This is a genomic window from Roseovarius litoreus (assembly GCF_900142765.1).
Classification (GTDB): Bacteria; Pseudomonadota; Alphaproteobacteria; order Rhodobacterales; family Rhodobacteraceae; genus Roseovarius; species Roseovarius litoreus.
In genome coordinates this window covers 25,259-50,606 of the sequence record NZ_FRCB01000009.1, presented here as the reverse complement: position 1 = coordinate 50,606, position 25,348 = coordinate 25,259, and the positions used below count along the sequence as shown (strand labels likewise).

The window sequence follows — 25,348 nt, the reverse complement described above, 5'->3', positions numbered from 1 at the left end:
TTCGCAGGGTTGGCAGTCAGCCTGCGTTGCGAGCCTCTTGCGTGCGGAATTCGGTGTCATCCGTGACCGCGAACCGCCCGCCTTTGAGCTTTTGCAGCTTGCCGTCGCGCAACAGCTTGCCGAAACTGCGCAACCCGTCCTCGCGCGAGAAGTCGCTACCGGTCACTTCGCGCAGCTTGCCCATCAGCATCGGGCGCGAGAATTGCGGGCGCCCTTCGACATCCGATAGATAGGCCGCCGCCGCCTCCAGAAGTTCGGGCAATGAGGACGCGCCGGACTGTTCGACGAAATCGGCAAAGCCGGTATCCCCGATCTGCCCCGCCTGCAGGTCGCTGGACGACACCCGGCGCGGCATGATCGCTTCGCGCGGGGTTTCCACATCGACCCGCTGTTCGGCCACCAGCTTGAGCGGCGCGGGGCGGGTTTCCTCGGGGCGCGATGAGCGGGTGCGCGCACGCTCTCCCTCGAGGTTGGGACGGCGCGGACGCACGACATCGGCCAGATCCGACCGATAGGGCGACTGATCCTGGCCCGGATCAGACTCGATCCCGGCCTTTTTGTCGGCGCGCGTGGCAGCGACGGCAGCGCGAAGATGCTGGATCACGCTGCGGCGGCGGTTCGATTCAGGCTCGTCGCGCTGATTGTCGGCCTCCTGGAACATGCGGCTGACATCGTTCTGCGGGCCCCCGGCGGCAAGCTTGTCGCGCCCTTTGATTTCCGGTGCCGCAGCGGCCTGCTCTGCGTCGGCGTCAGTATCGGCCTCGCTGTCGGTCGCCGTCTCGGTGGCGGGTTCCGTGATCTCGTAGACGGTATCATCGGTGAACCAAGACAGGTCATCGTCTGCGTCGTCGATGTCATCCGAACGCTCGCCCTGGCGCATCTCGGCTTCGACCTCGGCCAGTTCACGCTGAAGCTCGGCCTCTTGTTCGGGGCTGAGGGTCGAGTCGTTGATGTCCTCGTTGAAGACATTGGCATTGGCCTCGTCGGTGTCGAGTTCGCCGGTGTCGGGCTCGTCCGTGTCGGACTCGACTTCCTCGATATAGCCATCGACGATCGCGGCCTCATACTTGCTGCGCTTGATCTTGACGACGCGCGCCCGCACGGCGGCCGGCTTGGCCGCGTCCCCATCAGGCGGCGCTTCGGCCATGACCGGCCGCGCCGCGACACTCGGCTCCAGCGGGGTGTCGGACGCGGAAGCCGCATCCTCCATCAGCTGCGCAAGCTTATCCTCCGACAGAACGAGAGGGGCAGCAGCGGACTCGGCCTCGGGCTGCTCATCGTCATCAAGCGTTTCGTCAATGATTTCAGCATGTTCCGGGTGGTCTTCGGCAGGCTCCTCTGCCTCGGCCACTTCTGCCTCAGGCTCTTCTGCCTCAGCATATTCTTCGGCGGTATCTTCCTCGGCAGCTTCTTCGATAGCCTCTTCTGCCTCGGCCTCATCCGCTGCGGCCTCTTCCATGCGGAAGCGGGCAAGGATCGAGTCCAGATCATCCTGCGGCACATCCACAGCCACAGACGCGGCGGCGGTTTCGGTCAGATCATCCTCGGCCAATGCCGCGTTGAGATCGGCGGTTGCCGAGTCAAGGAACGCCTGCGGATCAGAGGTAACCTCGGCGTGCTGATCCTCGGTATATTCATCGCCCGTATCCGTGCGTTCGGATTGCAGAACGACCGAGCGGATGCGGCGCAGCTTGGCGGCGATGCTGTCGCCCTCGTCCCCTTCGTCACTGGCCTGTTGCGGCGCGGGAGCGACGATATCCGCTTCCGGCAGCGCCTGCGGTTCGGGCGCTTCCGCCTTTTGTGCCTCGGTTTCAGGCTCTTCAAGGGCGTCGGGGGCGCGGTCCGAAAGCTCTGCCTCCTCGGCAATCTCGTCACCCTCGGCAGTCGCCTCACCCTCGGCAAGGGCGACCTCCTCTGCGCTATCCTCGAGCGCGCTGGCGGCTGCGGTCTCGGCTGTCTCGTCCCGGGCGGGTTCCTCGGTCTCGACAGGCGGCACCGCATCTGCGGGCGCTTCGGGCGCCTCGGCCTCTTCGGGCTTGGCTGGCGTCTCAGCCACCGTAGGCTCTTCCACCGGAGCCTCAGCCACAGCGGCCTCAGGTTCAGTAGCAGCAACCGGCTCGGGCGCATGGTCCGCCGCCTTTTCAGCGACTTGCGCCTCCGGGGCCGGGCTTTCCTCGGCCTGCACCTGCGGATCAGGGGCGGCGGGCGCTGTCATCTCTGGCGCTGGTTCGGGTGCTGGTTCGGGTGCCGCGGGCTTCGGCGCCGCACGGACCCCGGAAAACCCGGTCAGCGCCGCAGCATCCGAGGCGCGCAGCACGATGCTGCCGTCGCTCTGATAGGCGTCGACCCGGCGTGAAATCTCACGCTCGGCGATCCTCGCGAGCATCTCGGCATCCGGCGTCGGAGGTTCCGCCCCGAAATACCGATCATCTGCCGCGAGATCGCGGAAATACTCTGCTATGGCCTTCATCGTCTCGAAGGAATCATCGAATCCCTCGAGGGTGCACGAGAAGGTGCCATACGAAACTGTTAATATCTTGCTTCCGCTAACCATAAGAATGCTCGCTTTGCTTTGCCTGCGACATTCGTGTTTACCATCCTTCCCAAGACCAAAGAGGCCCGATTCTTAGAAGTTTACCGTATCATTTCATGGTGAGAATGTGATCCGTTTCCTTAAAATGGGGTAATCCGGGGAAAATGAGATGATTGTCAATGCGACAGAGCCAGTGACCCTGATCGGTGGCGCAGAGGTGGACAAATCCATGCTCGACCGCGCGCGCGCGGTGGCGCCAAGGGTCATCGCGGCGGATGGCGGGGCCGATGCGGCGCTGGTGAACGGGGCACGGCCCGAGGCGGTGATCGGCGATTTCGATTCGCTGTCGGACTGGGCGCGCCAGCAGCTTGCCCCCGGCAGTCTGCACCATATCCCGGATCAGGACAGCACCGATTTCGACAAATGCATGGCCAATGTCGCAGCCCCCCTGATCGTCGGCGTGGGATTTTCCGGCGCGCGGCTGGATCATCAACTGGCTGCCTATAACACGCTTGTGCGCTTTGCCCATCGGCGCTGCCTTCTGCTGGGCACCGAAGAGCTGGTGTTCCTTGCGCCGCCCGAATTGCGGCTGGACCTGCCCGAGGGATGCGCGGTGTCGCTGTTTCCCATGGGCGCGGTCGAGGGAATATCGGATGGGCTGGAATATCCGATAGGCGGGCTGAACTTCGCCCCGGACGGGCGGGTCGGCACCTCGAACCGGGCGCTTGGTGCGGTGGATCTGTCGATCACCGCGCCCAAGATGCTGGTGATCCTGCCCCAGACGATGATGGAACGCGCCGCCGATGCGCTGCTGTCGTCGCGCGCGGTCTGGCCCGATCTGTGACGCCAGCCTGTCAAACCGGGGCGCGGTCCTTCAGCAGTTGGGCACGTTGACGGCCAACCCCCCAAGCGAGGTTTCCTTGTATTTCTCGCTCATGTCGGCACCGGTCTGGCGCATGGTTTCGATACAGGCATCGAGCGGCACCAGATGTGTGCCATCGCCGCGCAGCGCGAGCGAGGCCGCCGACACCGCCTTGATCGCGCCCAGCCCGTTGCGTTCGATGCAAGGCACCTGCACCAGCCCCTTGACCGGATCGCATGTCATGCCGAGGTGATGCTCGAGCGCAATCTCGGCAGCGTTCTCGATCTGCGCGGGCGTGCCGCCCAGAACGGCGGCCAGCCCGGCAGCCCCCATCGCCGCGGCGCTGCCCACCTCGGCCTGACAGCCAGCCTCGGCGCCCGAGATCGAGGCATTGTATTTCACCAGCCCGCCAATCGCCGCGGCGGTCAGCAGGAAATCCTCGATCTGCGCCTCGGAGGCGCCGGGCACATGCTCGAGCCAGTATTTGATGACGGCGGGCACCACTCCGGCCGCGCCATTGGTGGGCGCGGTCACCACCTGACCGCCGGCGGCGTTTTCCTCGTTCACCGCCATGGCATACAGGCTGATCCAGTCGTTGATCTTGTGCGGCGCCTGCAGGTTGGTGCCGCGTTCGGCCAGCAGCGCGTCCCGGATACCCTTGGCGCGGCGGCGCACCCGCAGCCCGCCGGGCAACTCGCCATCGGTCTGCATGCCGCGTTCGATGCAGTCATTCATCACCTGCCAGAGCCGCGCCACGCCCGAGCGCAGGTTTTCCGGCCCGCCACGCGAAATCTCGTTGGCCTTCTTCATCTGGGCAATGGACTTGCCCGAGCGGTCCGCCATGTCCAGCATCTCGGCGGCGGATTTGAACGGATAGGGGACGGGATCGCCTTCGTCGGTATTGCGGCCCTGGGCCAGCTCGCCCTCTGTCATCACGAAACCGCCGCCGATGGAATAATAGGTCTCCTGCAGGATCACATCGCCCTGCGCGTCTGTCGCCATCAGGATCATCCCGTTGGCATGGCCCGGCAGGTTGGGGCCGAAATCGAAGATCAGATCATCCTTGGGATGAAAGGCCAGCTCCGGAAGCCCCGGTGGGCGCAGCGTATGCGTCTCGCGGATCTGCTCAAGCACGGCTTCGGCCTTGTCGTGGTCGTAATCGTCGGGGCGGAACCCCGCCAGCCCAAGGATCGTGGCCCGGTCGGTGGCATGTCCCACGCCGGTGAAAGCCAGCGAGCCATGCAGCGACCCGCGCAGGCCATGCGCCTCGAAAGGGGCGGCGCGCATCTTGTCCAGAAAGCGCGCGGCAGCCACCATCGGCCCCATCGTATGCGACGAGGACGGCCCGATCCCGACCTTGAACATCTCGAATACGGACAGAAACATGTGATCCTTCCTGCGCTATGTGCCGGGCGGCCCTTTGGGGCGTCGCCGATCTCTCTATGACCCGAAGCGTAGGCCGCGCCGCGCGCAAAAGCGACCGAAGCATCCAAATCTGCGCCAATCCCTGTCATGTAGACATGCACGGCCCGGATTTTAACGCCCCTGCCCGAAATTCAGCCGCACCGCGCGCGCTCAGGTGGCGCTGCCTTCGGGCGGATCGGCGGGTTGCGGATCGCTGAATGGGTGCGGCCCCAGCCCTTCGGCCCGGATGGCGGCGGCTGTGCTGGCGCGGCGCTCGAGGCCAAGCGCCAGCGCCCGCAGGCGCGGCCAGTCATAAAGATCGAACCACGCGGTGTGATCCTCCGGGTACAGCGCCATCCAGCGCAGGATCGGCCCCAGATAGAGCGCGATGATCCCCGGCCTGTCGCCATCGAAGAGATCGGGATGATCGCCCGCCGCCACATCCAGCTTGTCCAGATGCCCTTTGATGCGGGCCTGCGCATGGGCGCGCAGCCGGGCCTGTTCGTCCGCGTCGCCGTCGGTATAGGCGTCGGGATAAAACGTCATGCGCAAGGCGGGATGCAGGGTGTTGGACACGAAGAACAGCCATTTGAGCGCGGCCCCCCGCCCCGGAGCCTGCGGGCCGGGACCCAGCGCGCCATGCCGGTCAGCCAGCCACAGCAGGATCGCGCCGGTCTCGAAGATCGGGCCATCGGGCGTTTCCAGAACCGGGATCAGCCCCATCGGATTGAGCCGCAGGTAATCGGGCGAGCGCTGCGCCCGTGCGGCGCGGTCGACCAGCGCGGTGTCATAGGGCACGCCCAGCTCTTCCAGCGCGAGCCGGATGATGAGCGAGGCGTTGTCGGGCGCGTAATGCAAGCGGTAGGTCTGTGTCATGACCGCACCCTAGCGCGCGCCCCGCCCCCAGCCCGCCCGAAACCGACATGACCGTGACGCTGCTGCGACGGCGCGGGGCGCCTCGAACGCCCCGCCGATGGGTTTCGCACGCGATTGCCCCCCGATCACCCGGTTTTCCGGTGTCAGATCGTGGTCATTGCCCCTCGCACCCGGCGCGCAACTTGCCTATAAACACCCCGAAACCTGTGGGGAGCACTGCCATGACCGGAGAATTGTCGCCCATCGACAAGGCCAAGTTCGTCGCCGCCAAACGTTCCGTGGACTATGTCGAGGACGGGATGCGCGTCGGGCTGGGCACAGGATCGACCGCCGCCTGGATGGTGCGCTGCCTGGGCGAGCTCGTGCGCGAGGACGGGCTGAAGATAAAGGGCGTGCCCACATCGACCCGCACCGCCGATCTTGCCCGCGAGGTCGGCATCGAGGTCATCAGCCTCGACGAGGCGCGCTGGCTGGACCTGACCATCGACGGCGCCGATGAATTCGACGCCAGCCTCAACCTGATCAAGGGCGGCGGCGGCGCGCTCTTGCAGGAAAAGATCGTGGCCACCGCCAGCGACCAGATGATCGTGATCGCCGATGCCGGCAAGGAGGTCGAGACCCTCGGCGCCTTCCCCCTGCCGATCGAGGTGATCCCCTTCGGCTGGGAAACCACGAAATCGCTGGTCGAAGAGATGCTGATCTCGATGGATGTCCTGGGCCGCGACGCGACCCTGCGGATGAATGGCGACCGGCCTTTCGTCACCGACGAGGGGAATTACATCCTCGATCTGCATCTGGGCCGGATCGGCAAGGCCAATCAGCTTGCCATGGTGCTCAACCAGATGCCCGGCGTGGTGGAAAACGGGCTGTTCATCGACATCTGTGATATCGTGATCGTGGGCTATGGAGATGGCCGGGTGGAAACCCGCGACATCAACGAAGGCACGGTGGCCGAGGATCGTCTGGATTTTCTTGAATCCGACAATCTCTTCTCCGATCTGCAGGACTGAACCCAACACCGCAAAAAGGCAGACCATGACTTTCGACTACGACCTTTTCGTGATCGGCGGCGGCTCGGGCGGCGTGCGCGCGGCGCGTGTCGCGGCGCAGGGCGGCGCAAAGGTGGCCCTGGCCGAGGAAGACCGCTATGGCGGCACCTGCGTGCAGCGCGGCTGCGTGCCCAAGAAGCTGATGGTGTTCGCCAGCGAATATCCCGGTCAGATCGCCGATGCGCAGGCCTATGGCTGGACCGTCCATGCCGGCGGCTTCGACTGGCCCGCGTTTCGCGGCAAGCTGCATGCCGAACTGGACCGGCTCGAAGGGGTCTATCGCCGCCTGCTGGCCAATAGCGGGGTCGAGACCTTCGACACCCGCGCCTCGGTGGCCGACGCCCACACGGTCGAGCTGGCCTCGGGCGGAACGAAGACGGCGAAACATATCCTGATCGCCACCGGCGGCTGGCCGGTGCTGCCCGATCTGCCCGGTGCCGAACATGCGCTCACCAGCAACGAGATTTTCCATCTCGATGAATTGCCGCGCTCCATCCTGATTGTCGGCGGCGGCTATATCGCCTGTGAATTCGCCTGCATCCTGAACGGACTCGGCGTCGAGGTGACGCAATATTACCGTGGCGCGCAAATCCTGCGCGGCTTCGACGAAGAGGCGCGCGGGCTGATTTCCGAAGAGATGATCCGCAACGGCGTGGGCCTGCATCTGGGCACCAATATCATCGAGATGGAAAAGCTGGACCACGGCTTCCGCGTCAAATCCACCAATGGCGACGAACGCGTGTTCGATCAGGTGATGTTCGCCACCGGTCGCGCGCCCAACACCCCAGAACTGGGGCTGGAACGTACCGGCGTGAAGCTGGGCCGCAACGGCGCCATCGAGGTGGACGCCTACAGCCAGACCTCGGTGCCGTCGATCTATGCCATCGGCGACGTGACCGACCGCGTGAACCTGACCCCGGTGGCCATCCGCGAGGGCATGGCCTTTGTGGAAACGGTGTTCAACGGCAACCCCACCCCGGTGGATCACGCGCTGATCCCGACGGCGATCTTCACCCAGCCCGAATTCGGCACCATCGGCCTGAGCGAGGAAGAGGCCCGCGATCAGGAACCGATCGAGATCTATTGCACCTCGTTCAAACCGATGCAGCAGGCCTTTGCCGGACGCGAGGACCGTGTGCTGATGAAATTGATCGTCAGTCAGGAAACCCGGCGGGTTCTGGGCTGTCATATCGTCGCGCCCGGGGCGGGAGAAATGATCCAACTGGCGGGGATCGCCGTCAAAATGGGCGCAACCAAAGAGGATTTCGACCGGACCGTCGCGGTACACCCCACGATGGCCGAAGAAATCGTGACGATGCGGGATCCGGTGCGCAGCGCTTGATTTTTCGCACGCGCTGCACAGGTTAGACACAACGTCCGGGAGGACGACAGTAAAGGAAGGTAACACATGGCTGGACAATCTGGCGGCCCATGGGGCGGCGGAGGCAATTCAGGCGGCGGCGGGGATGACAACCGTGGTGGCAACAGGGGCGGTCGCAGACCCCCCGAAGGCGGCGGCCCGCAGATTCCGGAAATCGACGAACTGGTTCGCAAGGGCCAGGATCAGCTGCGCGTCCTGATGGGCGGTCGCGGCGGTGGCACGGGCGGCGGCGCCGGTGGCTCAGGCGGCGGTGGCGGCCCGGCTTTCGGGCGGGGTTCGATCCTGCTCGGTGGCGTGATCGCCGTGGTGCTCTGGGGCGCAGCCAGCTTCTATACCGTGAAACCCGAAGAACAGTCCGTGGAGCTGTTTCTGGGCGAATATGCCTCGATCGGCAATCCCGGCCTGAATTTCGCGCCCTGGCCCGTGATGACCTATGAAGTGGTCAACGTCACCTCCGAACGGACCGAAGAGGTGGGCGGCGGTCGCAGCGGCAATGATGGCCTGATGCTGACGACCGATGCGAACATCGTGGATATCGATTTCCAGGTGGTCTGGAACATCTCCGATCCGGCCAAGCTTCTGTTCAACATGCGCGACCCGCAACTGACCGTGCAGGCGGTGTCCGAATCCGTCATGCGCGAGATCATCGCCGCCACAACGCTGGCGCCGATCCTCAACCGGGATCGTGGTCTGATCGCCGATACCGCGCGTCAGAACATCCAGGAAACGCTCGACGCCTATGACAGCGGCATCAACATCGTGCGGGTCAACCTCGATACCGCCGATCCGCCGCGCGAAGTGATCGACTCCTTCCGCGAGGTGCAGGCCGCCGAACAGGAACGCGACCGTCTGCAGCGTCAGGCCGATGCCTATGCCAACCGCGTTCTGGCCGAAGCCCGTGGTGAAGGCGCCCGGATCATCGAAGAGGCCGAAGGCTACCGCGCACGCGTCGTCAACGAAGCCATCGGTGAAGCCAGCCGCTTCGTGGCCGTCAGCCAGGAATTCAACCGTGCACCCGAAGTCACGCAGCGCCGGCTTTATCTCGAAACCGTCGAGCGCACGCTCGGTCAGCTTGACAAGATCCTGATCGACGAGAGCAGCGGTGCCGGCGGCGGACAAGGCGTCGTGCCCTACCTGCCGCTCAACGATTTGCGTCGCGGCACATCCAACTCCAGCAACGGGGGCTCGAACTGATGCGTAAAACCGCAATGCTTCTGCCGATCCTGGCCATCGCCGGCGTCGGCCTGATGTCCTCGATCTTCATCGTGGACGAGCGCGAAAAGGCGCTGGTCCTGCAATTCGGTCAGATCAAGCAGGTCGTCGAAGAGCCGGGTCTCGGCTTCAAGCTGCCGCTGATCCAGGAAGTCGTCAAATACGACGACCGGATCCTGTCGCTCGATACCGACACGATCGAGGTGACGCCCTCGGATGACCGCCGTCTCGTGGTCGATGCCTTCGCGCGCTACCGGATCACCGATGTGGTCCAGTTCCGGCAGGCCGTGGGCGTGGGTGGCATCCGCACCGCCGAGGATCGCCTCTCGTCGATCCTCAACGCGCAGATCCGCGAGGTTCTGGGTGCCGATCAGGTGACATCCGACACGATCCTCTCGCCGCAGCGGGGCGATCTGGCACGGCGCATTCGCGCCAATGCCCGCACCAGCGCCGAAAGCCTCGGGCTGGAAATCGTCGACGTCCGGCTGAAGCAGACCAACCTGCCCCAGCAGAACCTCGACGCCACCTTCGCCCGGATGCGCGCCGAACGTGAACGCGAAGCCGCCGACGAAATCGCCCGTGGTAACGAAGCCGCGCAGCGCGTCCGCGCCGCCGCCGACCGGACCGTGGTCGAAACCGTCTCGCAAGCCGAGCGTGAAGCCGAGATCACCCGCGGTGAAGCCGATGCCGAACGGAACCGGATCTACGCCGAAGCTTTCGGCGACAGCCCCGAGTTCTTCGCCTTCTACCGCTCGCTTTCGGCAATGGAACGCTCCTTGCAGGGTGACAATTCCACACTGGTCTTCTCGCCCGACAGCGACTTCCTGTCCGAGATGTTCAATGCGGTGCGCGCCGACGGCCTGGTGGCCACGGACAGCATCGGCATCGACATCGAACGCCTGCGCGAAATGGCCCCCGAAGTGCAGATCTCTCCCGATCTGCCAGAGGCGGAACGCCAGCGGATGGAAGAAGAAACGCAATCGGGCTCCGGTGACGCCGCCAGCGGAGTGACGAATTGATCGAAACGCTGCTTCTGGCCCTCGGGCTGGTGCTGATCGTGGAGGGGCTGGTCTATGCGCTGGCCCCTTCGCTTTTGGAGCGGATGCTTCTGGCCCTGACCACCCTCTCCGAAGATCAGCGCCGCATGATGGGGCTGATCGCGCTCGCGCTCGGGGTGGCGATGGTCTGGGCCGCAAAGACGCTTGGCGCTTGATTTCCCGTTCACTTGCCTTTCACATGGCCGTGACACCGTGTTGCGATCTTTGCGTTTACGCGGACAGTGCCTAAATGATGGTCATAGGACCACAGGGCGTGCGGGCAAGGTTCCGCGCGCTTCCGGACAAAGCCAAGGAGACTCCGCTGTGAAAGGCCAATCCGTATCCATCCCCAAAGTCAGCCCCTCCGCCCTCCGGGCGCTCTGGCTGACAGCGCTGACCATGGCGCTGATCGTCGCTCAGGCGCTTGTCGCGCTGGCGCGCCCCGAAAGTTTCGCCGATCTGGCCGACCGGGTCAGCCCCGCAGTGGTCAACATCACCACTTCGACCGTGGTCGCCGAAGGCGCCGGCCCCTCCCCCATCGTTCCCGAAGGCTCACCCTTCGAGGATTTCTTCCGTGAATTCCGCGATCGCAACGGCGATGGCGACCGTCCGCGCCGCAGCTCGGCGCTCGGCTCGGGCTTCGTGATCTCCGAAGACGGCTTCGTGGTGACCAACAACCACGTGATCGAAGCCGCCGACGAGATCATCATCGAGTTTTTCTCGGGCGAGGAACTGGTGGCCGAGGTGATCGGCACCGACCCCAAGACCGATATCGCCCTGCTCAAGGTGAAAGCCGATCAGCCGCTGCCCTTCGTCACCTTCGGCGACAGCGACACCGCCCGCGTCGGCGACTGGGTGATGGCCATGGGCAACCCCCTGGGTCAGGGCTTCTCGGCCAGTGCCGGCATCGTGTCGGCGCGCAACCGCGCCCTCAGCGGCACCTATGACGACTACATCCAGACCGACGCGGCCATCAACCGCGGCAATTCCGGCGGCCCGCTGTTCAACATGGACGCGCAGGTGATCGGCGTGAACACCGCGATCCTGTCGCCCACCGGCGGCTCGATCGGGATCGGCTTCTCGATGGCCTCGAACGTGGTGACGCGGGTGATCGACCAGCTCAAGGAATACGGTGAAACCCGCCGCGGCTGGCTCGGCGTGCGCATCCAGGACGTGACCGAGGATGTCGCCGAAGCCATGGGTCTCGAAGAGGTGCGCGGCGCGCTCGTCACCGACGTGCCCGATGGCCCCGCCGCCGAAGCCGGCATGCAGGCCGGCGACGTGATCCTCAGCTTCGACGGCACGCAAGTGGACGACACCCGCGGCCTCGTGCGGCAGGTCGGCAATACCGAGGTCGGCAAAGCCGTGCGCGTCACCGTGTTCCGCGAGGGCAAGACCCAGACGCTCAAGGTCACGCTCGGCCGCCGCGAGGTCGCCGAAGGCGCGATACCCACGGCGCAACCCGGCGCCGACACCCCAGAAGAGCCGTCCGAGCAGGAAATGATGGGCCTCACCATCAGCCCACTCGATGACGAGCTGCGTGGCCAGCTCGATCTCGGCTCGGATGTGACCGGGCTTGTCGTGACCGATGTGGACAACCTGTCGGAAGCCTATGAAAAAGGCGTGCGGGCCGGTGACCTGATCACCGAAGCCGGTCAGCAAAACGTGGCCAGCATCAGCGATCTCGAGGACCGCATCAGCGAGGCGCGCGAAGCGGGACGCAAATCCATCCTGCTTCTGATCCGCCGCTCGGGCGAACCGCGCTTCGTGGCGCTGCCGATCGACAGCGAGAACTGAGCTTTTGGCCGATGAATGATCAAGGGCGCCTTCCGGGGCGCCCTTTTTCGTCGGTGCGGATTGGGGGCCAGCCCCCAAACCCCCGGGATATTTGAGGCCAGAAGAAGCGCGCGCGCGGCGCGTCTTTCATCGTTCCACAAATACTCCCGCCGGAGGCATCCACGGTCGGACACATGCGTTCACGCCGGGATGGGGAAATCCATCAGCGGCGTGTCCTTGCGCAGATAAAGCGGGTGCTTTGCCGATCCGTCCTTGTTCAGACCGAGGCATTTGATGGGCTTGCCCGTGCCCGACATCGCCGCCAGCACCGCGCGCACCACGGGCTGATAGCGGGTGTGCAGCTTGCCATAGGCCATGACGAGCAGATCGGCCTCCTGCGCCATCTCGGTCAGCGCCGGGATATTGGCCGGGCTGCAGGCGAGATCGGGATCGGCGGGCAGGTCGCGCGGCGCGGTGGCGCGCCAGTCCAGCACATTGCCCTTGAGATAGCGGGTAAAGCCCCAGTCGCGCGCGAAGATCAATTCGCGGTGGCATGTCGGGTCCGAGACCTCGGCCGCGGCGACCGATGGGTTCATGCCCACGAAAAGCACGGCGCGCGGCACGGCATCCGTCGGTGTCCAGTCGCGGCTGAGCATCTGGCGGTAGCGGCCGCAGTCGGAAAAGCGCGCGCCGCCGGTCACCCCGTCGGGCAACTTGAGGCGCACCTTGCCGCCTGGGTCGTGCCCCTCCGGTCCGGTGGCCGACCCGGTCACTGGTTGAAGACGCGGCTGGGATGCAGCTCGCCCGCCTTGTAGCGGCCTACCGCGACGGCCCGACCGTCATAAGAGGCCCAGCATTCCTCGCCATACTCGACATCCGAGGCGATCACCATGCCGGGATTGCCGTTCTTCAGCCGCGCCAGCCCCACATCGGTGCAGTGCAGTTCGGGCAACTCGCCGAGTCCCTCTTCGAGAGGGCGCACAAAAGCGTCAAGCTCGGGCGTGCGGGCCAGCCTGTCGATCTCGTCGAGGCTCAGGCCGTCCTCGGCGCGGAATGGTCCAGACCAGATGCGCCGCAGCCTTGTGACATGGCCGAAGCAGCCCAGCGCCGCGCCCAGATCACGGGCGATCGCGCGCACATAGCCACCCTTGCCGCAGGTCATTTCCAGAACCACGTGATCGGCATCGGGGCGCTCGATCATCACCAGTTCCTCGACCCAGAGGGGGCGGGCCTCGACCTCGAAGGTCTCGCCGTCACGGGCCAGTTTATAGGCGCGCTGGCCGTCGATCTTGACGGCGGAATATTTCGGGGGCACCTGCATGATCTCTCCGACGAAGCCGTGCAGCGCCTCCTTGATGGTGGCGTCATCGGGGCGCGCGTCGCTCTGGGCGATCACCTCGCCTTCGGCATCATCGGTATTGGTGGCCTGCCCCAGGCGCACGGTGAATTCATAGGCTTTCAGCGCCTCGGTGATATAGGGCACGGTCTTGGTGGCCTCGCCCAGCGCCACGGCCAGAACGCCGGTCGCCTCGGGATCGAGCGTGCCGGCATGCCCCGCCTTTTGCGCCTGCAGCGCCCAGCGCACCTTGTTGACCACGGCGGTGGATGTCAGCCCTGCGGGCTTGTCCACGACCAGCCAGCCGGAAATATCGCGCCCCTTGCGTTTGCGTGCCATGGTCCTGTCCTTCATCCGGGGTGGAGGCGCGGGCGTAGCCCAAGGCCCGCGCGCTGTCAATTCGGCAGGTGCCCGATCAGCCCTGCGGCTCCACCACGCCCACGATCGGTCCCATCGGGAAGCCGCCGTCATGGCGGTTCAGCGCCGGAACATAGAGCCGCGAGATGCTGCCATCGAAGTAAAGCGCCTGCTTTGCCCCCAGCACATCGCGAAACAGCGTGCCGAAGTCGTGGAAGGTCACCGGCGCCTCGGAGATCGCAAACCAGACCACGCGCCCATCGCCCGAGCTTCCAACCCCGTTGCGCACATGACGGCTGTCGCTATCGGGCAGGAAACGCGGATGCAGCGCGCCGTCGATCACCAGCATCGGCCCCGACTGGGTGGCATGGCGGCAAGCGGGCGCCTCCTCGATGAAGCGCAGCGTTTCCACCACATCGGCCCGGCCCTGCGCGATGCAGAACACCCCGTTGGGCAGCATTCCGAAATTCCCCGGCCCCGCCGACGAGATCACCGGCGCCAGCGCCACACCATCCTCGACGTAATGACCCACGGGTCGGCGATCGCTGTGATACATGCCCGCGTTCATCGCAAAGACCAGGCGCTCGCCCGCAGCCTCCAGCCGTTCCTCGACATTGCCGAAACTGGCCAGCGGGCGCCCAGTCTCCGGATCGCGCAGGAACAGCCGCAGATCGGCCGATGCCGCATCCACCGTGCAGACCGTGAAGGATTGCCCCAGATGCTCGACCGCTGCGCACTCGACCGCCGCCGCAGGCCCGGCCAAGGCACAGAGCACCGCGGCCCAGCGCAACGCCCTAGCTTTCGACATCCCGTCGCACCTTTTCATCGGCGAACATGCGGCGGGTCTCATCCATGCGGTCGAAGGTCTCGTCGATGCGGAACCGCAGATCGGGCACATATTTCAGGTCGAGCTTCTTGCCGATCAGCCGGCGCAATTCGCCCCGGTTGCGCGCCAGCAGATCGATCGCCTGCTCCTGCCCGTCACCGCCCAGAGGCAGCACATAGGCCGTCGCGATCCTGAGATCGGGCGACACGCGCACCTCGCCCACGGTCACCGACATGCGGTTCAGTTCGGGGTCATGCACATCGCCGCGCATCAGCAGGTCCGACAGCGTCCGGCGCACAAGCTCGCCCACGCGAAGCTGGCGCTGAGAAGGGCCCTGACCATCATGAGACTTGTTCTTTGCCATGCAGCGCATCTAATCGCTCTGCGGGCCTTTGCCAAGACGAATGCGCGCGTCCGGCCCTTGCCGCCCGCTGTTCCCCATTGTGCGCCGCCCCCGGCCCGCGTTACACAACCCACCAGACACCAGACCCGTTTGCCAACCGGAGACCGCGACATGACAGACCTGCCCGGCATTGTGATCACCGGCGCCTCGGGGCGCATGGGCCAGATGCTGATCCGCACCGTGCTCGACAGTCCGCGCGCGCGGCTGGTGGGCGCGCTGGAACGCACGGGGCATGACTGGATCGGACGCGATCTGGGCGAGGCGATGGGTGGCGCGCCGATCAATCTCGCCGTGACGGACGATCCGCTCGAAGCCTTTGCCCGCGCCCATGCGGTGATCGATTTCACCGCCCCCGCCGCCACCGTGGAATTTGCCGGGATCGCGGCTCAGGCGCGCTGCGTGCATGTGATCGGCACCACCGGCTTCAGCGATGACGATCTGCATGCCATCGGCGCCGCCGCGCGCCACGCCACCATCATCCGCGCCGGCAACATGAGCCTTGGCGTCAACCTTCTGGTGCAGCTCACCCGCAAGGTCGCAGCAGCCCTGGACGAGGATTTCGACATCGAGGTGATCGAGGCGCATCACAACCAGAAAGTCGATGCCCCCTCGGGCACCGCCCTGATGCTCGGTGAGGCGGCGGCCCTTGGGCGCGGTGTGCGGCTTGACGACGTCTCGGACCGGGGCCGTGACGGGATCACCGGCAAGCGCCAGCGCGGCCATATCGGATTTTCCGCGATCCGGGGCGGAGATATCGTGGGCGAACATGACGTTATGTTTGCAGCCACCGGCGAGCGTGTGATCCTGCGCCACATCGCCACCGACCGCGCGGTGTTCGCGCGCGGCGCTCTCAAGGCGGCCCTCTGGGGTCAGGGGCGTAAACCCGGCGAATATGACATGATGGATGTGCTGGGGCTCAACGAAAATTGATCCGCATGGGGCGCTGACCCGTATAGTATCCATCACCGACTCGTTTGTTAGCGTGAAGGACCGTGGATTATGCGTCTCTATGCCCTCACTTTTCTGAGCTTCACCGTCGCGGCACCCCTGCCCGCTGCCGCTGAAGGTTTTGCGCAAATATCGGATGAAAAGACATTCGTCTCGCTGGTGGATGGGCGCAAGCTCACGCGCTTCGGCATCCAGCTTGATGTGACCGATGATGGCCAGATCAAGGGTCGCGCCTTCGGTCGGAACGTGACCGGCGCATGGGATTGGCGCTCGGGCTATTTCTGCCGCAACATCTATTGGGGCGATTACGAGATCGGCGACAATTGTCAGGCGGTTCAGGTCAAGGATCGGACCCTGCGCTTCATTTCCGATCAGGGAACCGGCGATTACGCCGATCTTCGTCTGCAATAGCCAAGCGGCCCGCGATCAGAAATCTATCGCGAGCCCCTTTTTCTCCCAGTCGCCATAGCGCACGGGCTCAAGCCCTTCGCGCCGCCCGCCAAGTTCCTTGGGCAGATCAAGCGCTTCGGCCTTGCGCCGACGTTCCTCGGCCTCGGCCAGGGCGCGTTGCGCGGCGGGCGGCAGATCGGAGATGTCATCGCTCATCGTCGGGGTTCCTTTGCTCTTCGCCCCTTGATATATGCCAGCCTTGCCCCAAGCCAAGGATGCCAGATGTCACAGCCCGCACCGTCCGCCCGCCGCAGCGCGGTCCATCTGCTCGATCAGGTGCTGGGCGAAGGGCGGCTGATGTCCGATCTCATCTCCTCCGGGGCGCTGGACCGGCTCGATCCCGCTGACCGCGCCCGCGCCCAGCGCCTTGCCACCGACACGCTGCGCGGCATCGAGCGCGCCGACCGTCTGCTCAAGCGTCACTTGCGCAAACCCCCGCCGCTGCATGTGTTCAACATCCTGCGTCTCGGCACGGTCGAGCTGTGCATGGGCGGCGATGCGCATGGCGTGGTCAACGATCTGGTGGCCATCGTCGGCTCTCACCGCCGCTATGGCAACCTCAAGGGGTTGATCAACGCGGTGCTGCGCAAGATGGCCGCTGACGGGCCGGGCACTTGGAACGATCTTCGGGTGCCGCGCCTGCCGCGATGGCTACGCGAACCGCTGGTTTCTGCATGGGGGGCCGGGGCCGTGGCGCAGATGGAGCAGGCGCAATTCGCCGGTGCGCCGCTCGATCTGACCGCGCGCGAAGATGCCGCCGCCTTGGCCGAACGCCTGCAGGGCACGCTGTTGCCCACCGGCTCGGTGCGCCTGTCCGACGCCGGGCAGGTCTCGGCGCTGCCGGGTTACATGTCGGGCGACTGGTGGGTGCAGGACGCCGCCGCCGCCTTGCCCGTCCGGGTGCTGGACCCCCAACCGCGCGAGGCGGTGCTGGATCTCTGCGCCGCACCGGGCGGCAAGACCCTGCAGCTTTGCGCCGCCGGGGCCGATGTGACGGCGCTTGATCTGTCCGAGAAACGCATGGCCCGTGTGCGCGAGAACCTTGAACGCTGTGGATATTCGGCCAATTGCATCACCGGCGACGCGCTCGAACATGCGGGCGGCCCCTATGACGCGGTGCTGCTGGATGCGCCCTGTTCGGCCACCGGCACGATCCGCCGCCATCCCGATCTGCCCTTCGCCAAGGACGGGTCCGAGTTCGGCGCGCTGATCGCGCTGCAGGCGGCGATGCTGGATCATGCTCTGTCCCTTCTCAAGCCGGGTGGGCGGCTGGTGTTCTGCACCTGCTCGCTTCTACCGGACGAAGGTGAATGCCAGGTTGACGAGGCGCTCGGTCGTCATCCCGGCCTGTCGGTCGACCGGGACGCCACAGCCCACCTGCCGGGGATCGACCCTGCATGGATCACCGACGAGGGCGGGTTGCGCCTGCGTCCCGATCACTGGCCCGAGCTTGGCGGGATGGACGGCTTCTACATCGCCTGTCTGCGGCCCGCTCCGGCGTCCTGATCCGGGTCCGATCCGGGCAGGCCTGGGCCGATTTGCGTACGGGATGGACACAAATCTGCGGCTTGGACTCGAATTTGGTCCTGAATGCGTGTCGGTTTCGTACAACTCGTACACAGCTGTCTCTGCCGCGTGCAATCCGTCGGTGACTTGGCGGGTCTGGGCGGCTATAGTTCCGCCACAACGCCAGCAAGAGCGTGCAGAGGCACGGTAAATGTTACAACCCGATACCCTGTCGGCGCGCTGGACGCGCCTCATGAACCGCGCCGCCGCCCGACGCGCCACTTGGTCGCGCCCGATCACCGCCTTCGTGTCACAGCCCGAACCCCGCACCATCGGAAGCTATGCGCGCGGCAGGCAGTTAGCCGCCGGCAACTTCTTGTTTTCCGGCCATCTTTTGCAGCAGCCCGACACAAACATCTGGGATCTCGATCCGCCTGATGCGGCTTTTGCGGATGCGATGCACGGCTTTGGCTGGCTCGATGATCTGGCCGCCGCCGCCGATCCGCGCTGCCGATCCTGTGCTCAGGATTGGCTCTGGACATGGATTGAGCGCTATGGCGCCGGTCGCGGCCCCGGCTGGACCCCGGATCTGGCGGGCCGCAGGCTGATCCGCTGGATCAATCACGCGCTTTTCGTGCTCAGCGGTCAGTCCGCCGACCGCACCCAGGTCTTTTACAAGTCCTTGGCACAACAAACAATTTTTCTTGGCCGCCGCTGGCAGGCGGCGCGCCCCGGCCTGCCTCGATTCGAAGCGTTAACCGGGCTTGTCTATGCCGGACTGTCGCTTGAGGGAATGGAAACCCATATCGCCCCCGCCGTGGCGGCCCTGGCCCGCGAATGCGACCGCCAGATCGACGACGCCGGTGGCCTACCCACCCGTAACCCCGAGGAATTGCTCGAGGTTTTCACCCTGCTGACATGGGCCTCGGTCGCACTCTCCGAATCGGGGCGCGCCCCGTCCGAGGCGCATTGGTCCGCCATCGAACGCATCGCCCCCACCCTGCGCACCCTGCGCCATGCCGATGGCGGGCTGGCGCGGTTTCATGGCGGTGGCAAAGGGCTTGAGGGCCGGCTGGACAACGCGCTTGCCAACAGCGGCGTCAAGACACGGCAACCTGACGGTTTATCAATGGGTTACGCTCGCCTCAGCGCCGGTCGAACCTCGATCATCGTGGACGCCGCGCCGCCTCCTTCGGGCAAGGCTTCGGGCAATGCCCATGCCTCGACACTTGCGTTCGAGCTGACCTCGGGCCGCCGCCCGCTGATCGTGAACTGCGGCTCCGGCGCCAGCTTCGGCCTGCAATGGCGCCGCGCGGGCCGCGCCACACCGTCGCACTCCACCCTGGTCCTTGCCGGCCGGTCCAGCGCCCGGCTCAACAAGGGCTCCGAACGGCATGCCCTGCTGATCGACGCCCCCCGAAACGTGCCGGTCAAGCTCAGCCGCGCCTCGGATGGCATCCGCTTCGAGGGTGGGCATGACGGGTATGCGGCCAGTCACGGCCTCACCCATGCCCGCAGCCTCGATCTGACCTTCGACGGGCGCGGCTTGGCCGGTGAGGACATGTTGCTGACGCTCAACGAAACCGACCGCCGCCGTTTCGACAAGGCAATGGATGCGGTGACGCTACAGGGCGTCACGTTCGAGATCCGGTTCCACCTGCACCCCGATGTGGATGCCAGCCTCGACATGGGAGGGGCCGCCGTGTCCATGGCCCTCAAAAGCGGTGAGATCTGGGTGTTCCGGTCCGATGGAACAGTGAAACTTTCGCTTGAACCCAGTGTTTATCTTGAAAAAAACCGCCTCAAGCCGCGTGCGACCAAACAAATCGTTCTATCCGGTCGCGTGATGGAGTATGCGACGCGCACAAGATGGTCACTCGCCAAGGCGCAGGAGACGCCGATCGGCATCCGCGACCTGGCACAAGACACGCTCGAGCCGGTGACCGACATCGATTGAACCGACCCTAGACTGACACAGACAGACCCGAGGATCCGCTGCCCATGACCGATCTCGCACCCGTGCGCCGAGCCCTTCTTTCCGTTTCCGACAAGACCGGACTGGTCGAACTGGGACAGGCCCTTGCCGATCGGGGGGTTGAACTTTTGTCCACCGGCGGCAGCGCCAAGACCCTGCGCGAGGCCGGTCTGACCGTTCGGGATGTGGCGGATGTCACCGGCTTCCCCGAGATGATGGACGGGCGTGTAAAGACCCTGCATCCCGGCGTGCATGGCGGGCTTCTGGCCCTGCGCGACAACGATCAGCACATGGCCGCGATGACCGCACATGGCATCCAGCCCATCGATCTGTTGGTGGTCAATCTCTACCCGTTCGAAGAGACCGTGGCCAAGGGCGCCGATTATGCCACCTGCATCGAGAATATCGACATCGGCGGTCCCGCGATGATCCGTGCCGCGGCCAAGAACCACGCATTCGTCAATGTCATCGTGGATGTCGAGGATTATCAACCACTTCTCGACGAACTTGCCGCCAATGACGGACAGACAAGCTATGCGTTCCGACAGCGCCTTGCGCTCACTGCATATGCGCGCACCGGGGCCTATGATGCGGCGGTCTCCACCTGGATGGCGGATGCATTGGACGAGCAAGCGCCGCGCCGTCGCGCCGTCGCGGGCAAGCTGGCACAAACCCTGCGCTATGGCGAAAACCCGCATCAGCGCGCTGCCTTCTACGTGGATGGCAGCAATCGCCCCGGCGTCGCCACCGCCACCCAGCATCAGGGCAAGGAACTGAGCTACAACAACATCAACGACACCGATGCCGCCTTCGAGCTGGTAAGCGAGTTTCTTCCCAAGGACGGTCCGGCCTGCGCGATCATCAAGCACGCCAATCCCTGCGGCGTGGCCCGTGGCGCGACGTTGAAAGAGGCCTATGCCCGCGCCTTCGACTGCGATCGCACCTCGGCTTTCGGCGGGATCATCGCGCTGAACATGACGCTGGATCGTGAAACCGCCGAGGAAATCTGCCAGATCTTCACCGAGGTGGTGATCGCGCCCGGCGCCCATCAGGAGGCTCGGGACGTCTTTGCCAGCAAGAAGAACCTGCGCCTTCTGACGACGCCGGGTCTGGCCAATCCCGCCGAGGCGGGTCTGATGCTACGGCAGGTCTCGGGTGGATATCTGGTGCAGGACAAGGACAATGGCCGCTTGCAGGAAAGCGATCTGAAGGTCGTGACCAAACGCGCGCCGACGGATCGCGAAATGGCCGACATGCTGTTTGCCTGGCGCGTCGCCAAGCATGTGAAATCCAACGCCATCGTCTATGTCCGTGACGGGGCCACCGTCGGCGTCGGCGCCGGACAGATGAGCCGTGTGGACAGTTGCCGGATCGCCGCCCGCAAGGCCGAGGACATGGCCGCGACACTGGGCCTCGACGCCCCGTTGACCCAAGGCAGCGTCGTGGCCTCCGACGCGTTCTTCCCGTTTGCCGACGGCCTTCTGACCGCTGCCGAAGCCGGCGCCACAGCAGTGATCCAGCCCGGTGGCTCGATGCGCGACGATGAGGTGATCGCCGCCGCCGACGAGGCCGGGCTTGCCATGGTCATGACCGGCATGCGCCATTTCCGGCATTAAGGGGACAGGTTATGCGTTTGGTGTTCTGGGTTGCGATCTTCATCTTCATCCTGGATCAGGTGACCAAGTATTGGATCGTGCATGGTCTCGACCTTGCGCGCCTTGGTGCGATCGACGTGTTTCCGCCCTACCTGAATTTGCGCATGGCGTGGAATTACGGGATCAATTTCGGTCTGCTGTCGCAGGATAGTCCGACAACCCGTTGGGCGCTGATCCTAGTGGCGCTGTTCATTTCAGGCGGAGTCCTGTGGTGGGTCCATCGAGAGCCCGGTGGTCGCTGGCAGGCGATTTCGGCCGGACTGCTCGTGGGCGGCGCGATCGGGAATGTGATCGACAGGATCATCTATGGTGCGGTTGCCGATTTCCTGAACATGTCCTGCTGCGGGCTCAACAATCCCTATGCTTTCAATGTGGCCGACATTTCGGTTTTTGCCGGTGCGATCGGGCTGGTTCTGTTCACGCCGCCCGAGAAAAACGCCGCGTGACCTCGGGCTCAGGATACGATACATCTGTCGGCGACATCCAAGGAGACTGGCAATGATCTTGCCGCGCTGCACTGTAATGATCGTCACACTGGGTCTGTTGACCGCCTGCGGCAACCGCGGCGAAGACGTGACGCTGACCCGCCTCACGAACACCGGGGACGGGCCGGACGAGTTTTCGATCTTGCCCTCGAAACCCCTTCAGACACCCGAAAGCTATTCGGAGCTGCCTGCGCCGACCCCGGGAGCACGGAACCTGACCGACCAGGATCCCAAGGCTGACGGCGTGGCCGCACTTGGCGGAAACCCGGCGGCATTGGCTGTCACCACGCCTGCAGCGTCAGATGCCGGATTGCTGCGCTATGCCTCGCGCAACGGGACACAACCGGCCATTCGTGAAACGCTGGCGGCGGAAGATGCCGATATCCGGCGCAGCTATGGGCGCGTCAACGTTCTGCGCTTCGGCCCCCGTGACAATTACGCCGACGCCTACAAGGATCAGTGGCTGGATTCCCACGCCGAAGAAGAACGCCTACGCCGCAGCGGCATAGATACACCGAGCGCGCCGCCGAAAGAAGACTGACGCAGCCGCTCACATCCGCGTCAAGACGCTTGATTCGCCGTCGCGGCACCGTATCTACTGCACGACACCTGCAGGGAAACGGAGACGCTCGATGCGCCAGTTGATTGCCAGTTTGAGCCTTATGGTTGCGGCCGCACTCCCGGTGGCAGCCGCGGATCAGGTCACCTCCTTCACGCTGGATAACGGAATGGATGTGGTTGTGATCGAAGACCATCGCGCGCCGGTCGTCGTGCATATGGTCTGGTATCGTGCCGGCTCTTCGGATGAGCCGCCCGGATCATCGGGCATCGCGCATTATCTCGAACACCTGCTGTTCAAGGGCACGGATACGCTGGAGCCGGGCGAGTTTTCGGCGACTGTGGCAAAGAACGGCGGCTCGGATAACGCGTTCACCAGCTATGACTACACCGCATATTTTCAGCGCGTCGCCTCTGATCGGCTTGGGCTGATGATGCAGATGGAAAGCGACCGCATGGTCAACCTGCGTCTGACCGAAGAAGACATCGCGACGGAATTGAACGTCATCATCGAAGAGCGCAACCAGAGGGTCGAAAACAATCCCGCCAGTCTGTTCCGCGAGCAGAAAAGCGCGTTGCAGTATCTCAACCATCCCTATGGCGATCCGATCATCGGATGGCAGCACGAGATGTCCAATCTTGGGATGGAGGATGCTCTGGGTTTCTACAAGACCTATTACGCACCGAACAATGCGGTCCTGATCGTCGCCGGCGACGTGGAGCCCGACGAGGTGCGTGCGCTCGCCGAAACGCATTACGGCAAGATCCCTGCAAATCCCGACCTGCCCGAGCGAAGCCGCCCGCAGGAGCCAAGGCAAATGGCCGAGCGGCGGATGATCTTCGAAGATCCGCGCGTGGCGCAACCCTATGTCACCCGATCCTATCTTGCGCCTGAACGAGACAGCGGTGAGCAGGAAAAAGCGGCGGCGCTCACGCTTCTTGCAGAAATCCTCGGGGGCGGAACGACGTCGCTGATGGCGGAAAAGCTGCAGTTCGAAACGCAGCGGGCGGTCAATACCGCGGCATATTACTGGGGCACGTCATTGGATGACACGACCTTCACGATGGTCGTGGTCCCGGCTCCGGGTGTGACCTTGCAGCAGGCCGAGGATGCGATGGACGAAGTGATCGTCAGCTTCCTCGAAACCGGCGTCGATCCCGAACAGCTGGAGCGGATCAAGATGCAGGTCCGCGCCTCGCAGATATATGCACGTGACGATGTCGGCCAGCTGGCCAATCGCTATGGTCGCGCACTGACCCAAGGACTGACCGTCGAGGATGTCCAGGCTTGGCCGGATATCCTGCAGGCGGTGACCCCCGAGCAGATCGTCGAGGCAGCACGCGAGGTGTTCGACCGTGACAAGTCGGTAACCGGATGGCTGAAAGCACCCGAGGTGACCCAATGATGCGTTTTGTTTTTGCCTTCGCCGCTTTTTTCGCAGCCATGCCCGCATGGGCGACCATCGAGATCGAGGAAGTGACGACCCCGGGCGGCATCGACGCTTGGCTGGTCGAGGATCATTCCATTCCCTTTGTCGCGCTTGAATTGCGGTTCAGAGGCGGCGCGTCACTGGACCCCGAAGGCAAGCGCGGTGTTACAAATCTCATGGTCGGTCTTCTGGAGGAAGGCGCAGGAGACATGGATTCCCGCGCCTTTGCCCGCGCGACCGAGGCGCTTGCCGCGTCCTTCAGGTATGACGTTTCGGACGACACCTTGAGCGTTTCGGCGCGATTTCTGACCGAAAATCGGGATCAGGCCGTTGCCCTCCTACGCAAAAGCCTTGTGGATCCGCGGTTCGATCAGGACGCCATCGACCGTGTCCGCGAGCAGGTGAATTCCGGCATCAGGTCGAGCGAAAAAGACCCTCAGGACATCGCCAGCACGGCATTTGATGCGCTTGTTTTTGGCGACCATCCCTATGGCAGTTCGCTTTCCGGGACGTTGGAAAGCGTGGCCAGCCTGACCCGTGAGGATATCGTTGCCGCCCATCAGGCATCCATGACCCGCGACCGTCTTTACGTCAGCGCGGTTGGTGACATCACCCGCGACGAGCTTGTTGCCTTGCTCGACGGTCTGCTTCTCGATCTGCCGGCCGAGGGCGCGCCGTTGCCGGGGGTTGCCGACCTCAACCTGCCCGGCGGCATTCAGGTTGTCGAATTCGAGACGCCTCAGGCGGTCGCCGTTTTCGCGCAACCCGGTATAGATCAGGAACATCCCGATTTCTTTCCCGCTTTTGTGCTCAACCACATTCTTGGTGGAGGCTCGTTTGAAAGCCGTTTGATGCATGAAGTGCGCGAGAAACGCGGCCTGACTTATGGGATTTCGTCCTACCTCATGGATCGCGACAGCGCCGAGTTGTGGATGGGTGGCGTTGCATCCGCCAATGATCGGATCGCCGAGACGATCGACGTGATCCGTTCGGAATGGGCACGGATGCGCGATACCGGGGTTACCGCCGAAGAATTGGAAAACGCGAAAACCTTCCTGACAGGCGCCTATCCTTTGCGGTTCGATGGCAATGCCCCGATCGCGCGGATTGCCGTGAACATGCAGATGCAGGGCCTGTCCACGGATTACATCGCCAACCGGAACGACATGGTGAACGCGGTCACGCTGGAAGACGTGAACCGGGTCGCCCAAGAACTTCTGGACCCGTCGCGCCTGACATTTGTGGTTGTGGGCCAACCGGCTGGCGTGACCTCGTCAATCAACTGACAG

Annotated in this window: 24 protein-coding genes; 16 read left to right on the top strand and 8 right to left on the bottom strand. The window is 64.5% G+C overall.

Annotated features, from left to right (window positions below):
• Window positions 1–16 precede the first annotated feature (16 nt).
• Window positions 17–2,554, bottom strand: a complete 2,538-nt coding sequence (locus F3H35_RS15490; RefSeq protein WP_449619072.1) for a hypothetical protein — start codon at window positions 2,552–2,554, stop codon at window positions 17–19.
• A 148-nt stretch (window positions 2,555–2,702) separates the two neighbouring features.
• Here F3H35_RS15490 and F3H35_RS15485 point away from each other — a divergent pair, with 148 nt between their 5' ends.
• A complete protein-coding gene (locus tag F3H35_RS15485) occupies window positions 2,703–3,377 on the top strand; it encodes a thiamine diphosphokinase (protein WP_149780449.1) in 675 nt (224 codons plus the stop codon).
• 30 nt (window positions 3,378–3,407) lie between these two features.
• Here the strand turns inward: F3H35_RS15485 and F3H35_RS15480 are convergent, their stop codons facing one another.
• Together F3H35_RS15480 and F3H35_RS15475 are read right to left on the bottom strand one after the other, a co-directional pair.
• On the bottom strand, window positions 3,408–4,781 hold the full coding sequence (locus tag F3H35_RS15480) for an L-serine ammonia-lyase (RefSeq protein WP_149780448.1): 1,374 nt from the start codon (window positions 4,779–4,781) through the stop codon (window positions 3,408–3,410).
• A 189-nt stretch (window positions 4,782–4,970) separates the two neighbouring features.
• The gene (locus tag F3H35_RS15475; protein ID WP_149780447.1) at window positions 4,971–5,675 is read right to left on the bottom strand and encodes a glutathione S-transferase family protein; all 705 of its coding nucleotides are present in this window, start codon (window positions 5,673–5,675) and stop codon (window positions 4,971–4,973) included.
• A 221-nt stretch (window positions 5,676–5,896) separates the two neighbouring features.
• Between F3H35_RS15475 and rpiA the strand changes: the two genes are divergently transcribed.
• The 6 genes from rpiA (at window position 5,897) to F3H35_RS15445 (ending at window position 12,151) form a co-directional block, all read left to right on the top strand.
• Complete coding sequence (rpiA, locus tag F3H35_RS15470) at window positions 5,897–6,685, top strand: ribose-5-phosphate isomerase RpiA (protein WP_149780446.1); 789 nt, start codon at window positions 5,897–5,899, stop codon at window positions 6,683–6,685.
• Between the two features lie 25 nt (window positions 6,686–6,710).
• Window positions 6,711–8,066, top strand: coding sequence for a glutathione-disulfide reductase (gene gor / locus F3H35_RS15465; protein WP_149780445.1), 1,356 nt, complete (start codon window positions 6,711–6,713; stop codon window positions 8,064–8,066).
• A 66-nt stretch (window positions 8,067–8,132) separates the two neighbouring features.
• Window positions 8,133–9,299, top strand: a complete 1,167-nt coding sequence (gene hflK, locus F3H35_RS15460) for an FtsH protease activity modulator HflK (RefSeq protein ID WP_149780444.1) — start codon at window positions 8,133–8,135, stop codon at window positions 9,297–9,299.
• The gene (gene hflC, locus F3H35_RS15455) at window positions 9,299–10,336 is read left to right on the top strand and encodes a protease modulator HflC (RefSeq protein WP_223228444.1); all 1,038 of its coding nucleotides are present in this window, start codon (window positions 9,299–9,301) and stop codon (window positions 10,334–10,336) included. Before hflK ends, hflC begins: the two co-directional genes overlap by 1 nt.
• Window positions 10,333–10,530, top strand: coding sequence for a DUF2065 domain-containing protein (locus F3H35_RS15450; RefSeq protein WP_188130004.1), 198 nt, complete (start codon window positions 10,333–10,335; stop codon window positions 10,528–10,530). Before hflC ends, F3H35_RS15450 begins: the two co-directional genes overlap by 4 nt.
• A gap of 223 nt (window positions 10,531–10,753) precedes the next feature.
• Window positions 10,754–12,151, top strand: coding sequence for a Do family serine endopeptidase (locus tag F3H35_RS15445; protein ID WP_394852320.1), 1,398 nt, complete (start codon window positions 10,754–10,756; stop codon window positions 12,149–12,151).
• A gap of 179 nt (window positions 12,152–12,330) precedes the next feature.
• On the opposite strand, the gene F3H35_RS15440 is transcribed toward F3H35_RS15445, so the two are convergent.
• The 4 genes from F3H35_RS15440 to rbfA all read right to left on the bottom strand — a co-directional run bounded on the left by F3H35_RS15440 (window position 12,331) and on the right by rbfA (window position 15,013).
• Window positions 12,331–12,855 (bottom strand): DUF1643 domain-containing protein, encoded by a 525-nt coding sequence (locus tag F3H35_RS15440; protein WP_223228443.1) that lies wholly within the window; start codon window positions 12,853–12,855, stop codon window positions 12,331–12,333.
• 44 nt (window positions 12,856–12,899) lie between these two features.
• On the bottom strand, window positions 12,900–13,805 hold the full coding sequence (truB, locus tag F3H35_RS15435) for a tRNA pseudouridine(55) synthase TruB (protein WP_149780441.1): 906 nt from the start codon (window positions 13,803–13,805) through the stop codon (window positions 12,900–12,902).
• Between the two features lie 76 nt (window positions 13,806–13,881).
• Window positions 13,882–14,631, bottom strand: a complete 750-nt coding sequence (locus F3H35_RS15430) for a phosphodiester glycosidase family protein (protein WP_188130003.1) — start codon at window positions 14,629–14,631, stop codon at window positions 13,882–13,884.
• On the bottom strand, window positions 14,618–15,013 hold the full coding sequence (gene rbfA / locus F3H35_RS15425) for a 30S ribosome-binding factor RbfA (protein ID WP_149780440.1): 396 nt from the start codon (window positions 15,011–15,013) through the stop codon (window positions 14,618–14,620). Before rbfA ends, F3H35_RS15430 begins: the two co-directional genes overlap by 14 nt.
• A gap of 150 nt (window positions 15,014–15,163) precedes the next feature.
• On the opposite strand from rbfA, the gene dapB reads away from it, so the two are divergent.
• Window positions 15,164–15,982, top strand: a complete 819-nt coding sequence (dapB, locus tag F3H35_RS15420) for a 4-hydroxy-tetrahydrodipicolinate reductase (RefSeq protein WP_149780439.1) — start codon at window positions 15,164–15,166, stop codon at window positions 15,980–15,982.
• A 69-nt stretch (window positions 15,983–16,051) separates the two neighbouring features.
• Window positions 16,052–16,411, top strand: coding sequence for a dihydrodipicolinate reductase (locus F3H35_RS15415; RefSeq protein ID WP_149780438.1), 360 nt, complete (start codon window positions 16,052–16,054; stop codon window positions 16,409–16,411).
• 15 nt (window positions 16,412–16,426) lie between these two features.
• Here the strand turns inward: F3H35_RS15415 and F3H35_RS15410 are convergent, their stop codons facing one another.
• Window positions 16,427–16,606 (bottom strand): DUF1674 domain-containing protein, encoded by a 180-nt coding sequence (locus tag F3H35_RS15410; RefSeq protein ID WP_007811658.1) that lies wholly within the window; start codon window positions 16,604–16,606, stop codon window positions 16,427–16,429.
• Window positions 16,607–16,672: 66 nt separating this feature from the next.
• On the opposite strand from F3H35_RS15410, the gene F3H35_RS15405 reads away from it, so the two are divergent.
• The 7 genes from F3H35_RS15405 to F3H35_RS15375 all read left to right on the top strand — a co-directional run bounded on the left by F3H35_RS15405 (window position 16,673) and on the right by F3H35_RS15375 (window position 25,345).
• Entirely contained in the window at window positions 16,673–17,956 is a 1,284-nt protein-coding gene (locus F3H35_RS15405) for an RsmB/NOP family class I SAM-dependent RNA methyltransferase (RefSeq protein WP_149780437.1), read from the top strand.
• Between the two features lie 211 nt (window positions 17,957–18,167).
• Window positions 18,168–19,913, top strand: coding sequence for a heparinase II/III family protein (locus F3H35_RS15400; protein ID WP_149780436.1), 1,746 nt, complete (start codon window positions 18,168–18,170; stop codon window positions 19,911–19,913).
• A gap of 44 nt (window positions 19,914–19,957) precedes the next feature.
• Window positions 19,958–21,547, top strand: coding sequence for a bifunctional phosphoribosylaminoimidazolecarboxamide formyltransferase/IMP cyclohydrolase (gene purH, locus F3H35_RS15395; protein WP_149780435.1), 1,590 nt, complete (start codon window positions 19,958–19,960; stop codon window positions 21,545–21,547).
• A gap of 11 nt (window positions 21,548–21,558) precedes the next feature.
• Window positions 21,559–22,032, top strand: coding sequence for a signal peptidase II (gene lspA / locus F3H35_RS15390; protein WP_149780434.1), 474 nt, complete (start codon window positions 21,559–21,561; stop codon window positions 22,030–22,032).
• 52 nt (window positions 22,033–22,084) lie between these two features.
• The gene (locus F3H35_RS15385) at window positions 22,085–22,612 is read left to right on the top strand and encodes a DUF3035 domain-containing protein (protein ID WP_149780433.1); all 528 of its coding nucleotides are present in this window, start codon (window positions 22,085–22,087) and stop codon (window positions 22,610–22,612) included.
• Window positions 22,613–22,703: 91 nt separating this feature from the next.
• Complete coding sequence (locus tag F3H35_RS15380; RefSeq protein ID WP_188130002.1) at window positions 22,704–24,035, top strand: M16 family metallopeptidase; 1,332 nt, start codon at window positions 22,704–22,706, stop codon at window positions 24,033–24,035.
• Window positions 24,032–25,345, top strand: a complete 1,314-nt coding sequence (locus tag F3H35_RS15375) for a M16 family metallopeptidase (RefSeq protein WP_188130001.1) — start codon at window positions 24,032–24,034, stop codon at window positions 25,343–25,345. Before F3H35_RS15380 ends, F3H35_RS15375 begins: the two co-directional genes overlap by 4 nt.
• Window positions 25,346–25,348: the final 3 nt, after the last annotated feature.

Bases quoted from the DNA above. Each gene is read 5' to 3' on its own strand.
- F3H35_RS15490 (WP_449619072.1), bottom strand. From the start codon at position 2,554: ATGGTTAGCGGAAGCAAGATATTAACAGTTTCGTATGGCACCTTCTCG.
- F3H35_RS15485 (WP_149780449.1), top strand. From the start codon at position 2,703: ATGATTGTCAATGCGACAGAGCCAGTGACCCTGATCGGTGGCGCAGAG.
- F3H35_RS15480 (WP_149780448.1), bottom strand. From the start codon at position 4,781: ATGTTTCTGTCCGTATTCGAGATGTTCAAGGTCGGGATCGGGCCGTCC.
- F3H35_RS15475 (WP_149780447.1), bottom strand. From the start codon at position 5,675: ATGACACAGACCTACCGCTTGCATTACGCGCCCGACAACGCCTCGCTC.
- rpiA (WP_149780446.1), top strand. From the start codon at position 5,897: ATGACCGGAGAATTGTCGCCCATCGACAAGGCCAAGTTCGTCGCCGCC.
- gor (WP_149780445.1), top strand. From the start codon at position 6,711: ATGACTTTCGACTACGACCTTTTCGTGATCGGCGGCGGCTCGGGCGGC.
- hflK (WP_149780444.1), top strand. From the start codon at position 8,133: ATGGCTGGACAATCTGGCGGCCCATGGGGCGGCGGAGGCAATTCAGGC.
- hflC (WP_223228444.1), top strand. From the start codon at position 9,299: ATGCGTAAAACCGCAATGCTTCTGCCGATCCTGGCCATCGCCGGCGTC.
- F3H35_RS15445 (WP_394852320.1), top strand. From the start codon at position 10,754: ATGGCGCTGATCGTCGCTCAGGCGCTTGTCGCGCTGGCGCGCCCCGAA.
- truB (WP_149780441.1), bottom strand. From the start codon at position 13,805: ATGGCACGCAAACGCAAGGGGCGCGATATTTCCGGCTGGCTGGTCGTG.
- F3H35_RS15430 (WP_188130003.1), bottom strand. From the start codon at position 14,631: ATGTCGAAAGCTAGGGCGTTGCGCTGGGCCGCGGTGCTCTGTGCCTTG.
- rbfA (WP_149780440.1), bottom strand. From the start codon at position 15,013: ATGGCAAAGAACAAGTCTCATGATGGTCAGGGCCCTTCTCAGCGCCAG.
- dapB (WP_149780439.1), top strand. From the start codon at position 15,164: ATGACAGACCTGCCCGGCATTGTGATCACCGGCGCCTCGGGGCGCATG.
- F3H35_RS15415 (WP_149780438.1), top strand. From the start codon at position 16,052: ATGCGTCTCTATGCCCTCACTTTTCTGAGCTTCACCGTCGCGGCACCC.
- F3H35_RS15410 (WP_007811658.1), bottom strand. From the start codon at position 16,606: ATGAGCGATGACATCTCCGATCTGCCGCCCGCCGCGCAACGCGCCCTG.
- F3H35_RS15405 (WP_149780437.1), top strand. From the start codon at position 16,673: ATGTCACAGCCCGCACCGTCCGCCCGCCGCAGCGCGGTCCATCTGCTC.
- F3H35_RS15400 (WP_149780436.1), top strand. From the start codon at position 18,168: ATGTTACAACCCGATACCCTGTCGGCGCGCTGGACGCGCCTCATGAAC.
- purH (WP_149780435.1), top strand. From the start codon at position 19,958: ATGACCGATCTCGCACCCGTGCGCCGAGCCCTTCTTTCCGTTTCCGAC.
- lspA (WP_149780434.1), top strand. From the start codon at position 21,559: ATGCGTTTGGTGTTCTGGGTTGCGATCTTCATCTTCATCCTGGATCAG.
- F3H35_RS15385 (WP_149780433.1), top strand. From the start codon at position 22,085: ATGATCTTGCCGCGCTGCACTGTAATGATCGTCACACTGGGTCTGTTG.
- F3H35_RS15380 (WP_188130002.1), top strand. From the start codon at position 22,704: ATGCGCCAGTTGATTGCCAGTTTGAGCCTTATGGTTGCGGCCGCACTC.
- F3H35_RS15375 (WP_188130001.1), top strand. From the start codon at position 24,032: ATGATGCGTTTTGTTTTTGCCTTCGCCGCTTTTTTCGCAGCCATGCCC.